This window comes from Buttiauxella cochleicola, assembly GCF_021282405.1.
Classification (GTDB): Bacteria; Pseudomonadota; Gammaproteobacteria; order Enterobacterales; family Enterobacteriaceae; genus Buttiauxella; species Buttiauxella massiliensis.
Genome location: NZ_JAJSOU010000015.1, coordinates 1 through 12572, shown reverse-complemented (window position 1 = coordinate 12572; position 12572 = coordinate 1). Strand labels below are relative to the sequence as shown.

Here is a 12572-nt window from a genome sequence, read left to right as displayed (position 1 = left end):
GTCTTTATGCAACGAGGGATAGTTTGGATCGTTGATGACGATAGCTCCATCCGTTGGGTGCTGGAACGCGCACTGACTGGGGCGGGTTTAAGCTGCACCACATTTGAGAGCGGCAATGAAGTTCTGAACGCTCTTGCAACCAAGACCCCGGACGTATTGTTATCTGATATTCGCATGCCTGGCATGGACGGTCTGGCGCTGCTCAAGCAGATAAAACAACGCCACCCGATGTTGCCGGTCATCATAATGACGGCTCATTCAGATCTTGAAGCTGCGGTGAGTGCTTATCAGCAAGGCGCTTTCGATTACCTGCCTAAACCTTTTGATATTGATGAAGCGGTCGCACTCGTTGAGCGCGCCATCAGCCACTATCAAGAACAGCAGCAGCCGCGCAATGTGCAAGTTAATGGGCCAACCACCGATATTATCGGTGAAGCGCCTGCCATGCAGGATGTGTTTCGCATTATTGGCCGCCTCTCCCGTTCATCAATAAGTGTGTTGATTAACGGCGAGTCTGGTACCGGTAAAGAGCTGGTCGCACACGCACTACACCGCCACAGCCCGCGTGTGAAATCCCCTTTTATTGCGCTAAACATGGCTGCAATCCCGAAGGATTTGATTGAGTCTGAGCTGTTTGGCCATGAGAAAGGCGCGTTTACCGGCGCTAATCAAATTCGCCAGGGCCGTTTTGAGCAGGCAGACGGCGGCACTCTGTTCCTCGATGAAATCGGTGATATGCCGCTGGATGTGCAAACTCGATTATTGCGTGTGTTAGCCGATGGGCAGTTTTACCGCGTTGGCGGTTATGCGCCGGTGAAAGTTGATGTGCGAATTATTGCCGCGACGCACCAGAACCTTGAGTTGCGCGTGCAGGAAGGGAAATTCCGTGAGGATTTATTCCATCGCCTGAACGTGATTCGTGTTCATTTGCCCCCGCTGCGTGAGCGCCGCGAAGATATTCCGCGTCTGGCTCGCCACTTCTTGCAAGATGCGGCCAAAGAATTGGGTGTGGAAGCCAAACTGCTTCATCCAGAAACGGAAAATGCTTTAACTCGCCTTGCCTGGCCTGGAAACGTGCGCCAACTGGAAAACACCTGTCGTTGGTTAACCGTGATGGCTGCGGGCCAGGAAGTGTTGATTCAGGATTTGCCTGCCGAGCTATTCGAGACAACCATTCCCGATAGCCCGGCGCATTCTCAGTCAGACAGTTGGGCAACATTACTGGCGCAATGGGCTGACCGCGCATTACGTTCCGGTCATCAAAACCTGCTTTCTGAAGCGCAGCCAGAAATGGAGCGCACATTGCTAACGACGGCACTGCGTCATACGCAAGGTCACAAGCAGGAAGCGGCTCGTTTACTTGGCTGGGGGCGAAATACTCTGACGCGTAAATTGAAAGAGTTGGGAATGGAGTAACAAAAAGGCGGCTTTCAAGCCGCCTTTAGTTTTATATGACACGGGAAAATTGTTGCAGTCGTGCCTTCTGACGCAAGTAACTATCAAAACACATGCAGATATTACGGATTAGCAGGCGGCCTTTTGCTGTCACCTGAATATGTTTGCCGTCGATATCCACCAGCCCATCTTTCGCCAACGGTTCGAGTAGCTTCAAATCTTCCGCAAAATACTCTGCAAAGTTCAGATCCCAAAGCTGCTCGATTTCCGCAAATTTAAGCTGGAAATTGCAGATCAGCGCTTTGATAACATCGCGTCGAATGCAGTCATCGCGGGTTAATGCCAGACCCCGCCACAGCGCATCGCCTTGATTATCAACCTGCTGGTAATAACTCTTCAGCTCTTTCTGGTTCTGCGCATAACAGTCGCCAATCATGCTGATGGCAGAAACACCCATCCCCAATAAGTCTGTATCGCCCTGAGTGGTGTAGCCCTGGAAATTACGGTGCAGCTTGCCTTCACGCTGCGCAATCGCCAGTTCATCATCTGGCCGCGCAAAGTGGTCCATACCAATAAACTGGTATCCAGCATGGGTCAGCGAGCTGATGGTTTCTTGCAGAATGTCGAGTTTTTGCTGGGCACTCGGTAAGTCTTCGTCTTTAATTTTGCGCTGCGCCGCAAACAGTGTCGGTAAGTGCGCGTAGTTAAAGACACTTAAACGGTGCGGACTAAGTTCTGCAACACGCTTGAGCGTGAAGGCAAAGCTTTCTGGCGTCTGTTTTGGCAGGCCGTAAATGAGGTCGATATTCGTCGATGTGAAACCGAGTTCACGGGCACGCTGAATCAGCGCGAAGATAAACTCTTCATCCTGCTCACGGTTAACCAGGCGCTGCACTTCTTTGTTGAAGTCTTGCACGCCCATACTCAGACGGGTAAACCCTTCCTGACGCAAATGGTCGAGCACATCGAGTTCAATTTCACGCGGATCGATTTCAATGGAAAGCTCGGCATCTTCATCGAAATGGAAATGACCCCGTAGAAGCCCCATCAGACGGCTTATCTGCGCTTTACTGAGGTAAGTTGGAGTACCACCGCCCCAATGCAACTGACTGACGTGACGGCCTTTAAAGAGCGGCGCACGGTGGGCTATCTCTTGTTCAAGCGCATCAAGATACTGATCGGCCTTATGCGTCTGACGAGTGACGATTTTATTGCAGCCACAGAAGTAGCAAAGCTTGTGGCAGAACGGGATATGGATATACAACGACAGCGGGCGCTCGGGATAACGAACAACCGCTTCAAGAAATGCCGCCTCACCGAAGCCTTCTGAGAACTCCAGCGCGGTAGGATAAGAGGTATAACGCGGCCCTGAATAATTATATTTCTGGATCAGGGCCAGATCCCAATCGATTAACTGCTCAGACATACTCACTTCCTCCGGTGATGCCGCATTCGTTGACGGCGCAACGATTTTTGCAATCGCGACAACCGCCGTAGTTTAACGAATAACCACAGCAGATAACACACCAGCGGAATAACCACGATAAGAACAGGTAATCCCATTGAGGTAGACTGTTAGTCAGTGCCTTTGAGAAGACGCATCAAATCATCGCCTTTCTCTTTTTCTTCTTCATCTTCGTCATCTTCATAGGCGATGCCGAGTTCTGCCATCAGCGCATCAATGCGATCAAGCTTAGCGTTAACCCAAGCCTGCTCTTCTGCGTTGAGTGTTTCACCTTCTTCAAGACGCTCTAACAGCGCATCCAGGCGCTCATCGTTCTCCAGCAAATCCAGTTCAGCCTGTGGTGTTAGCATAGGTTTCTCGACTTTAGGTTTGTGCTGTTTAGGTTTTTTGACCTGGACTTCAGTTACACCCAGGGCGATTGGTTTTTTACTGCCAATGCGCGGATCTTTAGCCTGTGTGCTGCCACTTCCACTTTTTTCCTGGGTGCCGCCGGTTGAACGGCTACCCGCTGCATGTCCGCTGCGTTTTTTCTCACGCTTACGGTCACGTGCTTCACGATCGATCTCTTCACGTGTTTTGCGACGTGCTTTTGAAGGTTTAGAGCCAGGTGCTGCTGAGTTTTGTTGCTTCATAATAAATTATCTTGAGCCATTTTTATTCAGTATAGAATTGCGGCGGAATCTAGCAGAAAGCAAGCAAAGAAAAAAGGCGGCAGGTTAACCTGTCGCCTTTTTCTTGTCTCTGGACCTATATAAGGTCACACAATCCCTGTTTGCACTCGACGCCCTGTCTTTCCCTTGCAAACAACTTCCGTGTAAATCCTTGTCCTTTTTAAACGTCTCCAGACGTTGCCTCCTGGCATTTCCTTGGTTCTTCGCCATCCTGACGACCTGAACCCTCATCCTGAGTTGCTATCCTTTGTGGCTATCCTTTGCCTGTGCCGCTTACTTTACTCTTAGCCTTTGATTCTACAAGACGACTATTTGGGTTAAGTCATTAATGTAATCCATCGAAAAACACCTAATACATTGTTATATATGTTCTTTTAATTATACCTGCATCTAACAACACTGCGTTGTCTGTCAATATGAATGGTCAATGTCTTACAAACCTCGGGCGGATTTCTGTAATCCTGTAAGCCTTGCCGAGAAACACGGCGTTTTCCCCATGTTCAGGTATAATCCCCAACAATGCTCATCCTGAGGGAGACAACCGTTTTGAAAAACTGGAATTACCAGCTGACCCACTTCGTGCTTAGCGCACCGGACATTCGCCATTTACCTTCTGATACCGGTATTGAGGTTGCTTTCGCAGGCCGCTCTAACGCAGGGAAATCCAGCGCATTAAATACGCTGACCAACCAGAAAGCCCTGGCGCGTACCAGTAAAACGCCTGGTCGTACGCAGCTCATCAACCTGTTTGAAGTGGCTGAAGGCTTACGTGTGGTGGATTTACCGGGCTATGGCTACGCCGAAGTACCAGAAGAAGTAAAACTGAAATGGCAGCGCGCGCTTGGCGAGTATCTGCAAAAACGTAATAGCCTGAAGGGATTAGTCATCCTGATGGATATTCGTCATCCACTGAAAGACCTTGATCAACAAATGATTAATTGGGCTGTTGCGAGCAACATTCCAGTGATGCTGCTGTTAACCAAGGCTGACAAGCTGGCATCTGGTGCTCGTAAAGCACAGTTAAAGATGGTTCGCGAAGCGGTGGTAGATTTTGGCGGTGATATTCAGGTAGAAGCGTTTTCGTCACTGAAAAAGATCGGTGTCGATGTACTGCGTCATAAGCTTGATGGTTGGTATAACGATATCCCACCAGCAACCGAAGAAGATGATGTAGAAGAAGACGACGAAACAGCTGGCGAATAAAAAGAAGCATGGGTTCGCCCGTGCTTTTCCTTATTTTCCTGACTTGCGTGCAATAAAAAACGCCCCAGTCATTACTGACTGGGGCGGCTAAAATATTCAGCCAAATCCGATTACGTGAAGTAAAAGGTCTGAAAGATAGAACATCTTACCTCTGTACCCTACGCAAATAACTCTACTCCTTTTTATTCGGTTGAAAAAGCATTTTTTGTAGTTTTTTTTCACCCTTTACACTCCGATATTGAAGCGTCATCACAAAAAGCTATGAGTTATGTTGCTTAGTTACATAAATCGCTTTATTTAGTGAGCTTCATCCCAATTTACACCACTTCCGACTTCCACCAGCAATGGCACATCTAGCGTCATACTGCCTTCCATCAGTTCGTGGATTTTCTTCGATACCGCTTCCAGATCGTCCTGATGAACTTCAAACACCAGTTCATCGTGTACCTGCATGATCATTTTTACACGTGGCTTTTCTGTTTCCAGCCAGGCATCAACGGCAATCATGGCGCGTTTGATAATGTCTGCAGCGGTCCCCTGCATTGGGGCGTTGATTGCCGCGCGTTCTGCACCGGCACGACGAGCAGCATTGCTGGAATTGATGTCCGGTAAATACAAGCGGCGGCCATCCAGCGTTTCGACATAGCCTTTATCCTTCGCCTGCGTCCGGGTACGTTCCATATATTCCAGCACGCCCGGGTAGCGTTCGAAATAGAGATCCATATACTTCTGCGACTCTTTACGTGGGATGTTGAGCTGACGTGACAAACCAAACGCACTCATACCATAAATCAGGCCAAAGTTTATGGCCTTGGCGCTGCGGCGCTGTTCGCCTGAAACGCTATCTAACGGCAGCCCAAATACTTCTGCCGCTGTCGCACGGTGAATATCTTTACCTTCCGCAAATGCAGTAAGCAGCCCTTTATCGCGGGAAAGATGCGCCATAATGCGCAGTTCGATTTGCGAGTAGTCGGCGGAGACAATCAGATAATCTTTTGGCGCAATAAAGGCCTGGCGAATACGGCGACCTTCTTCATTACGCACCGGAATGTTTTGCAGGTTCGGCTCTGTAGAAGAAAGACGACCGGTCGCCGCGACAGCCTGATGATAAGAGGTATGCACGCGCCCGGTTTTCGGGTTAATCATCAGTGGCAGCTTATCGGTGTAAGTCGATTTCAGTTTTGCCAGGCCACGATGCTCAAGAATAACTTTAGGCAGTGGGTAATCCAGAGCCAGCTCTTCCAGCACTTCTTCAGAAGTCGACGGTGCACCACCAGGCGTTTTCTTCAGCGGCTTAATCCCCTGCTTTTCAAACAGAATAGTTTGCAGCTGCTTTGGAGAAGAAAGGTTAAAGGCTTCGCCCGCGATTTCATGAGCGGTGATTTCCAGCTCCGCCAGGCGTTTGGTGAGTTGCTCAGAATGCGTATGCAGCACGGATGGATCGATTTTCACGCCATTGCGTTCAATACGCGACAGCACAGGCACTAGTGGCATTTCAATATTTTTAAAGACGCTGAGTGGCCCCTCGCGCTTTTCGAGTTGCGGCCACATCTTCAGGTGCAACTGCAACGTAACATCCGCATCTTCTGCGGCGTAACGCCCGGCCTGTTCCAGATCTATTTGGTTAAAGGTCAGCTGCTTTTTACCCTTGCCGGCAATCTCTTCAAAAGTGATCGTGGTGTGCTTCAACCAGCGAGAAGACAAGCTGTCCATATCATGGCGGCCCGCGACGCTATCAAGAATGTAGGACTCGAGCATGGTATCGAAGGCAATGCCACGTAGTTCGATATCATAGTTTTGCATGATGCCACGGTCATACTTGAGGTTCTGTCCAACTTTAAGAACGCTTTCGTCCTCAAGCAATGGCTTCAGCAGTTCAAGGGCACGCTCACGTGGGATCTGCACCGGAGCACCAATATAGTCATGCGCAACGGGGATGTAGCAGGCAACTCCGGGTTCAGTAGCAAATGAGAGGCCCACCAGGTTCGCACTGACGTTATCTAAACTGTCGGTTTCCGTATCAAAGGCAATAACCGGCGCTTTCTTCAGGCGGGTAATCCACTCTTCAAGCACGCTTTCTTCGAGAATGGTGACATAGTTTTCATATGAGAGTGCGTTAGCTGGCTCTTCCGGTTCAACTTCGGCTTCAATCTCTATCGATTTCGTGGATTGTGCCGCTGGTTTTGCACCCTTAGCTTGCATCCACTTGCCTGCTTCAACGTCAGTAATCCAACGTTTAAATTCATATCGTTTGAACAAGTCGAGAAGCTCTTCATCTGCCGGTTGCTGCACTTCTAACTGTTCACAGCCTAACTCAAGCTCCACATCTGTTTTGATGGTGGCTAGTTGATAGGAGAGGTAAGCAAGGTCTTTGCTTTGCTCAAGCTTCGCCGCCATGGTTTTTGCACCACGGAACGTCAATTCTGCGATTTTTTCTGGGTTGGCATATAGCGTATCCAGACCACCTAAACCTTGCAGCAGTGCCTGTGCGGTTTTCTCACCAACTCCTGGCACGCCAGGGATGTTGTCTGAGGAGTCGCCCATCAATGCCAGGAAGTCGATAATTAGCTCTGGAGGTACGCCATATTTGGTACGGACTTCATCCGGTCCAAGAATGGTATTCGTCATGGTATTGATAAGCGTGACGCCCGGCGTAACCAGTTGTGCCATATCTTTATCGCCGGTACTAATCAGCACCGGACGACCAACGCGTTCCGCCTCAAGTGCCAGAGTACCAATCACGTCATCGGCTTCCACGCCTGAAACAGCCAGCAGCGGCAAGCCCATAGCTTTAACCATTGCATGGAGTGGCTCAATTTGAGCTCGTAGATCGTCCGGCATTGGTGGGCGGTGAGATTTGTAATGCTCAAACAGCTCGTCACGGAAGGTTTTGCCTTTAGCATCAAAAACCACTGCTGCGTGGGTCGGTTGATACTGCAACAAGAGACTGCGCAGCATATTCAGCACACCGTACATTGCCCCGGTCGGTTCACCTTTGCTATTGGTCAGCGGTGGAAAGGCGTGATAGGCACGATAGAGATAAGATGAGCCATCAACGAGGATAAGTGGGTTTTGCGCGATCTGAACCATAATGTTCCGTTCCGTGACTGGTTTTAGTTTATGGCTAAAGGATGCCATAGCATGGCTGAAAACATGAACTTTTGAGGAAGATAAGGTGAAAAGTTTTGTTGATCTTCGAGATCGCCCTCAAGATCAATATTGTGGATAAGTTTGTGCATAATTCTTTAAGCAATTGATTGCGTATCTCAATGGAAATCCCACGCTCAATAAATATCTATATTTATCATTGCGTTGAGTTTTAATCATTCTCTCAGGTGACATTTATTGCGTGATCGATAAATGTGGATATAAAAATTAATTATGTTATAGACCGATAATATTAAAAACCCACAGTACCGCGTTTCTTAATCCACTTTATTTGTTTCCTCACTCAAGATTATTTTCTGATAAAATTCACCACCTATTATTCTTCTCCCACCATCTGACACTCTCTAACCATCTGAAAAATTTACTTATGTCGAGATTATTCGCCGCGATAACGTTGATTCTGAGTGTCGCTCTTACCATTCTGGTTACTATAGCCTGCTCGGTACCCATTATTGTCGCTGGCATCATTAAGCTGCTATTACCTGTTCCCGTCATCTGGCGATCAATCTCGGTATTTGCTGATTTTATGATGTACTGCTGGTGTGAAAGTTTAGCTTTCCTACTCAAGCTGAATCCGCATTTGAAATGGGATGTGGAAGGGCTGGACGATCTCAGTAAAAAAAACTGGTACTTACTGATTTGTAATCACCGAAGCTGGGCAGATATCGTCATTTTGTGCGTGCTATTTCGTAAACATATCCCGATGAATAAATACTTTTTAAAGCAGCAACTCGCCTGGGTACCATTCATGGGTCTGGCATGTTGGGCTTTGGATATGCCTTTTATGAAACGTTATTCGCGCGGCTATTTGCTTCGCCACCCAGAACGGCGCGGTAAAGACGTGGAAACAACCCGGCGCTCTTGCGAAAAATTCCGCTCTCATCCAACGACGATTGTGAACTTTGTCGAAGGCTCAAGATTTACTCAAGAGAAGCGTTTACAGACACGATCAGCCTTTCAAAACCTGCTTCCGCCTAAAGCCGCTGGCATCGCAATGGCGCTCAATGTATTAGGGAAACAGTTCGATAAGCTGCTCAATGTAACGCTCTGCTACCCTGAAAATTCGCTAAGCCCATTCTACGATATGTTAACCGGCAAAATGACCCGGATCGTAGTGAGAGTTTCGCTTGTGCCGATTGCAGAGGATCTGCATGGAGACTATGTTAGTGACAAAGGATTTAAACGACGCTTCCAGCAATGGCTGAATGCGGTGTGGCATGAGAAAGACGCTTTACTTACGAGTATCAAACAATAGAAGAAAGCCGGTCAGTGACCGGCTTTTTTAATTACTTTTTCTCGACCAGGAACTTGGCCACATCAGCATACTGCTGGACGAATACGTCCATATTGCTGGTGTCCATTCCTTGTGGATTCAGTTGGTATTTACCATTCACGAAAATAGCCGGGACACCCTGCAATTGCAGATCGGCCGCAGCTTTCTCTTGTTGAGCAACCAACGATTTCACTACAAAACTGTTCCATGCCGCATCGTACTCTTCTGCTTTCACACCTGCATTAATGAAGACATTACGAATATCAGCAACATTCTGAACTGTTTGAGTTTTCTGAACAGCTTCAAACATTGGAGCGGTGATTTTATCTTCCACGCCCAGTGCCAATGCAACAGCCCATGCCTGAGTCAGATCCTTGCCCAATGGGCCCAGGAACTCAACATGGTATTTGGTCATTTTGGTGCCTTCTGGCAGTTTTTTCTTCACGGTATCAGAAACATGAAGCACTTCTTCAAACTGGTAGCAGTGCGGGCAGTAGAAAGAGAAGAACTCCAAAACCTGTGGCTCACCAGCAACAGGTTTTTCCAGAGTCACGAACTCTTTGCCGTCAGTGAACTGCGCTGCAGACACGCTAAATGCCAGGACCATCCCCGCCAGCGCCAGCCAAATCTTTTTCATCATCAAATCTCTCCTGAATAAATACTGATTAATACATTGGCGTTAATGTTAGTGGTGGTTCACGTAGAACCCGAACCTGCTCTGTAAAAGTCGCAGTTTGTGTTCTCCAGTAATCTTCGTCGGTAAGCCACGGAAAATTTCTGGGGAAGGCAGGGTCATCCCAGCGTCGAATTATCCACGCGAGATAATAAACCATACGCATTGCTCGTAAAGGTTCTATGAGTGCAATTTCGTCTGATTCAAAGGGGGTAAACTCTTCATATGCTTCGACAATCATTTCCAGCTGCATTCTCTGCTCGACTTTGTCACCATTCAGAAGCATCCAGATATCCTGAATTGCCGGGCCATTACGTGCATCGTCCAGATCGACAAACAATGGGCCATCGCGCCAGAGAATATTCCCCGGATGGCAGTCGCCATGTAATCGTAGTGCCTGAAAATCTTCATGCCAGTGGAGTTTCACTTCCGCGATTAGCGCATCAGTTGCTTTGAGAAAGTTTTTCTTGAGAGCTGCCGGAATCAGATTTGTATGCTCAAACAGTTCACGTGGCTCAAACAAATACTCATTTAAGCCAATATCAGGACGAGCGGAAAATTGCTTACTACGCCCGGTTTGATGAATACGACCAAGGTAACGACCCACCCACTCCATCTGATCAAGGTTATCTGTTTCGTATTGTCGTCCACCTAAACTAGGAAACACTGCGTACATAAAACCTTGGTGGCGTAGCAATGTTTGGCCGTTGAAATGCAATGGCGCCGCGACTGGAACATCGTCTGCTTGCAGCTCAAGGGAAAACTGATGTTCTTCTTCTATTTGTTCTGGGGACCAGCGATGGGGGCGATAAAACTTCACCACATAACGTTTACGATCCTCGTCCTGAAACTGGTAGACGCGGTTCTCAAAACTGTTTAATGGCGTCAAGCCGGAATCCACCCGTATACCCTGTTCGAAAAGGGCATCCATGATGGTATCCGGATGTAGTGTTTGAAAATTGAAAGCGCTGTCTGTCATCCAGCCAACCAACTGTAAATGCGAATAGTTGAGGATAACATTTCGCAGCCATTTAGGTGGGCTGGCTTACAAGCTTTTACTCTTTAATTACGCCGCGAGCACGCAGCAATGCTGTCTTAAAATCTTCTTCGTAGTCTTTCTGAATGCCAGGAATAACAGCATCTTTCGAAGAATCGCGCATTTTCAGATGATAGATAAGCACATCATCAGTGAGATCGGTTAATTCACCGGTATAACCTGACTCTTTGCTGAGTTTCTGCAAAAATTGAATCAAGTTGAGATCCGGCTCTTTCTGCCATGCGGGCTGAAGTAGCTCGAGCAGTTCGTTAAGACGTTTACATTTCATGATTTTGCTCCATTCACATGAGAGATGTCACACGTTAGCAGGCTCAAACCCACATTAAAAGAGGCGATATAGGTGAGATGTTTAACAGAAGTTACTGGTGTGGTGTTGGCCGGTGGAAGAGCAACAAGGATGGGCGGTCAGGATAAGGGGCTCATAAACCTTAATGGCCAACCACTGTTTGAACACGTCATGAGTAAGCTAGTGCCTCAGGTGGGTAATGTGGTGATCAGTGCTAACAGGAATATTGAAATATATCAGTCTGTTGGGGTTAATGTCCTGAGTGATACGCTACCTGATTATCCAGGTCCACTGGCAGGAATCTTGTCTGCAATACAGCATCAGAGTGATGAATGGTTTCTGTTCTGCCCTTGCGATACGCCTAATATCCCGGACGATCTGGCATATAAACTGTGGATGCAAAAAGGTGAATCCAAAGCGGTATGGGTGAATGATGGCGAGCGAGATCATCCAACCATTGCACTTATACACCGCAAGTTAGTCAAAGATCTTGAGCAATATTTGGCTGCTGGCGAGCGCAGAGTGATGATTTTTCTGCGTGAAGTGGGCGGGAAACCTGTGCTGTTTGCGAATCAGATGCAAAACTTCATCAACGTAAATACACCTGAAGATCTTATGCAATGGGAGAAACAATAGATGCTGCCATTGTTAGCATTTGCAGCTTGTAGTGGGACGGGGAAAACGACGCTGTTGAAGCGGGTGATTCCTTTACTGAACGAACGAGGCATTCGTCCTGGGCTTATTAAGCATACGCATCACGATATGGATGTAGATAAACCGGGGAAAGATAGCTACGAGCTACGCAAAGCTGGAGCGGCACAAACCATCGTCGCCAGCCAAAAACGCTGGGCTCTCATGAATGAAACACCGGACGAAAATGAGTTAGATCTTTACTACCTCGCCAGCCGAATGGATGAGTCATCACTGGATTTGATATTGGTCGAGGGTTTTAAGTACGAATCAGTACCCAAGATACTGCTCTATAGAGAGGGCACTTCTCTGAATGCTGGCGATTTAGTGATCGATAGCCATGTCATTGCCATCGCCAGTGATGTAAATCTGAACATATCACTCCCTATCCTGGACATTAATCACCCTGAACAAGTCGCTGATTTCATTAGTAACTGGTTGAAAAAATAGAAATTTAAGAAAAAACTGAGAAAAGGAGGCAAGGATTTCATAAATCGCAAACAGCAAAAAGCCCTGCACATCAGTACAGGGCTTGTATTCGTATCATCCTGATACTCACCCCTCCGGGGCCGTCGCAAGCGACGTGCAACATTGCTCCCGACAATGTTGTCCACTTAGCAAGCACAAAAAAGCCCCATGCTTTCGCATGAGGCTTGTTTGTTTATTTGGAGCCTGGCAGTTCCCTACTCTC

12 protein-coding genes are annotated in these 12572 nt (G+C 47.8%); 5 read left to right on the top strand and 7 right to left on the bottom strand.

From position 1 onward, the window contains the following. The first annotated feature begins 6 nt into the window (after positions 1-6). Positions 7-1416 (top strand): nitrogen regulation protein NR(I), encoded by a 1410-nt coding sequence (glnG, locus tag LVQ79_RS18080; protein ID WP_034461490.1) that lies wholly within the window; start codon positions 7-9, stop codon positions 1414-1416. 31 nt (positions 1417-1447) lie between these two features. On the opposite strand, the gene hemN is transcribed toward glnG, so the two are convergent. Next, the gene (gene hemN / locus LVQ79_RS18075) at positions 1448-2821 is read right to left on the bottom strand and encodes an oxygen-independent coproporphyrinogen III oxidase (RefSeq protein WP_232865979.1); all 1374 of its coding nucleotides are present in this window, start codon (positions 2819-2821) and stop codon (positions 1448-1450) included. Between the two features lie 149 nt (positions 2822-2970). After that, positions 2971-3492, bottom strand: coding sequence for a Der GTPase-activating protein YihI (gene yihI, locus LVQ79_RS18070; RefSeq protein WP_232865978.1), 522 nt, complete (start codon positions 3490-3492; stop codon positions 2971-2973). Between the two features lie 585 nt (positions 3493-4077). Between yihI and yihA the strand changes: the two genes are divergently transcribed. Continuing rightward, the gene (gene yihA, locus LVQ79_RS18065) at positions 4078-4734 is read left to right on the top strand and encodes a ribosome biogenesis GTP-binding protein YihA/YsxC (RefSeq protein WP_193216279.1); all 657 of its coding nucleotides are present in this window, start codon (positions 4078-4080) and stop codon (positions 4732-4734) included. A gap of 96 nt (positions 4735-4830) precedes the next feature. Here yihA and spfP read toward each other — a convergent pair whose 3' ends face one another. Further along, entirely contained in the window at positions 4831-4878 is a 48-nt protein-coding gene (gene spfP / locus LVQ79_RS22680) for a small protein SpfP (protein ID WP_071892919.1), read from the bottom strand. Positions 4879-5031: 153 nt separating this feature from the next. Next, positions 5032-7824, bottom strand: a complete 2793-nt coding sequence (gene polA, locus LVQ79_RS18060; protein WP_232865977.1) for a DNA polymerase I — start codon at positions 7822-7824, stop codon at positions 5032-5034. 445 nt (positions 7825-8269) lie between these two features. Here polA and yihG point away from each other — a divergent pair, with 445 nt between their 5' ends. Continuing rightward, positions 8270-9157, top strand: coding sequence for a 1-acylglycerol-3-phosphate O-acyltransferase, YihG family (gene yihG / locus LVQ79_RS18055; RefSeq protein ID WP_232865976.1), 888 nt, complete (start codon positions 8270-8272; stop codon positions 9155-9157). A gap of 31 nt (positions 9158-9188) precedes the next feature. Here yihG and dsbA read toward each other — a convergent pair whose 3' ends face one another. The 3 genes from dsbA to LVQ79_RS18040 all read right to left on the bottom strand — a co-directional run bounded on the left by dsbA (position 9189) and on the right by LVQ79_RS18040 (position 11173). Continuing rightward, positions 9189-9812: a thiol:disulfide interchange protein DsbA gene (gene dsbA / locus LVQ79_RS18050; RefSeq protein ID WP_034461503.1), complete on the bottom strand. Its 624-nt coding sequence runs from the start codon at positions 9810-9812 to the stop codon at positions 9189-9191. Positions 9813-9840: 28 nt separating this feature from the next. After that, a complete protein-coding gene (locus LVQ79_RS18045; protein ID WP_232865975.1) occupies positions 9841-10827 on the bottom strand; it encodes a serine/threonine protein kinase in 987 nt (328 codons plus the stop codon). Between the two features lie 76 nt (positions 10828-10903). Further along, a complete protein-coding gene (locus LVQ79_RS18040) occupies positions 10904-11173 on the bottom strand; it encodes a YihD family protein (RefSeq protein ID WP_034461496.1) in 270 nt (89 codons plus the stop codon). Between the two features lie 72 nt (positions 11174-11245). On the opposite strand from LVQ79_RS18040, the gene mobA reads away from it, so the two are divergent. After that, complete coding sequence (gene mobA / locus LVQ79_RS18035) at positions 11246-11827, top strand: molybdenum cofactor guanylyltransferase MobA (protein WP_370639865.1); 582 nt, start codon at positions 11246-11248, stop codon at positions 11825-11827. Next, the gene (gene mobB, locus LVQ79_RS18030; RefSeq protein WP_232865974.1) at positions 11828-12331 is read left to right on the top strand and encodes a molybdopterin-guanine dinucleotide biosynthesis protein MobB; all 504 of its coding nucleotides are present in this window, start codon (positions 11828-11830) and stop codon (positions 12329-12331) included. Positions 12332-12572: the final 241 nt, after the last annotated feature.

Coding starts and splice junctions, on each gene's coding strand:
- glnG (WP_034461490.1), top strand. CDS start 7: ATGCAACGAGGGATAGTTTGGATCGTTGATGACGATAGCTCCATCCGT.
- hemN (WP_232865979.1), bottom strand. CDS start 2,821: ATGTCTGAGCAGTTAATCGATTGGGATCTGGCCCTGATCCAGAAATAT.
- yihI (WP_232865978.1), bottom strand. CDS start 3,492: ATGAAGCAACAAAACTCAGCAGCACCTGGCTCTAAACCTTCAAAAGCA.
- polA (WP_232865977.1), bottom strand. CDS start 7,824: ATGGTTCAGATCGCGCAAAACCCACTTATCCTCGTTGATGGCTCATCT.
- yihG (WP_232865976.1), top strand. CDS start 8,270: ATGTCGAGATTATTCGCCGCGATAACGTTGATTCTGAGTGTCGCTCTT.
- dsbA (WP_034461503.1), bottom strand. CDS start 9,812: ATGAAAAAGATTTGGCTGGCGCTGGCGGGGATGGTCCTGGCATTTAGC.
- LVQ79_RS18045 (WP_232865975.1), bottom strand. CDS start 10,827: ATGACAGACAGCGCTTTCAATTTTCAAACACTACATCCGGATACCATC.
- LVQ79_RS18040 (WP_034461496.1), bottom strand. CDS start 11,173: ATGAAATGTAAACGTCTTAACGAACTGCTCGAGCTACTTCAGCCCGCA.
- mobB (WP_232865974.1), top strand. CDS start 11,828: ATGCTGCCATTGTTAGCATTTGCAGCTTGTAGTGGGACGGGGAAAACG.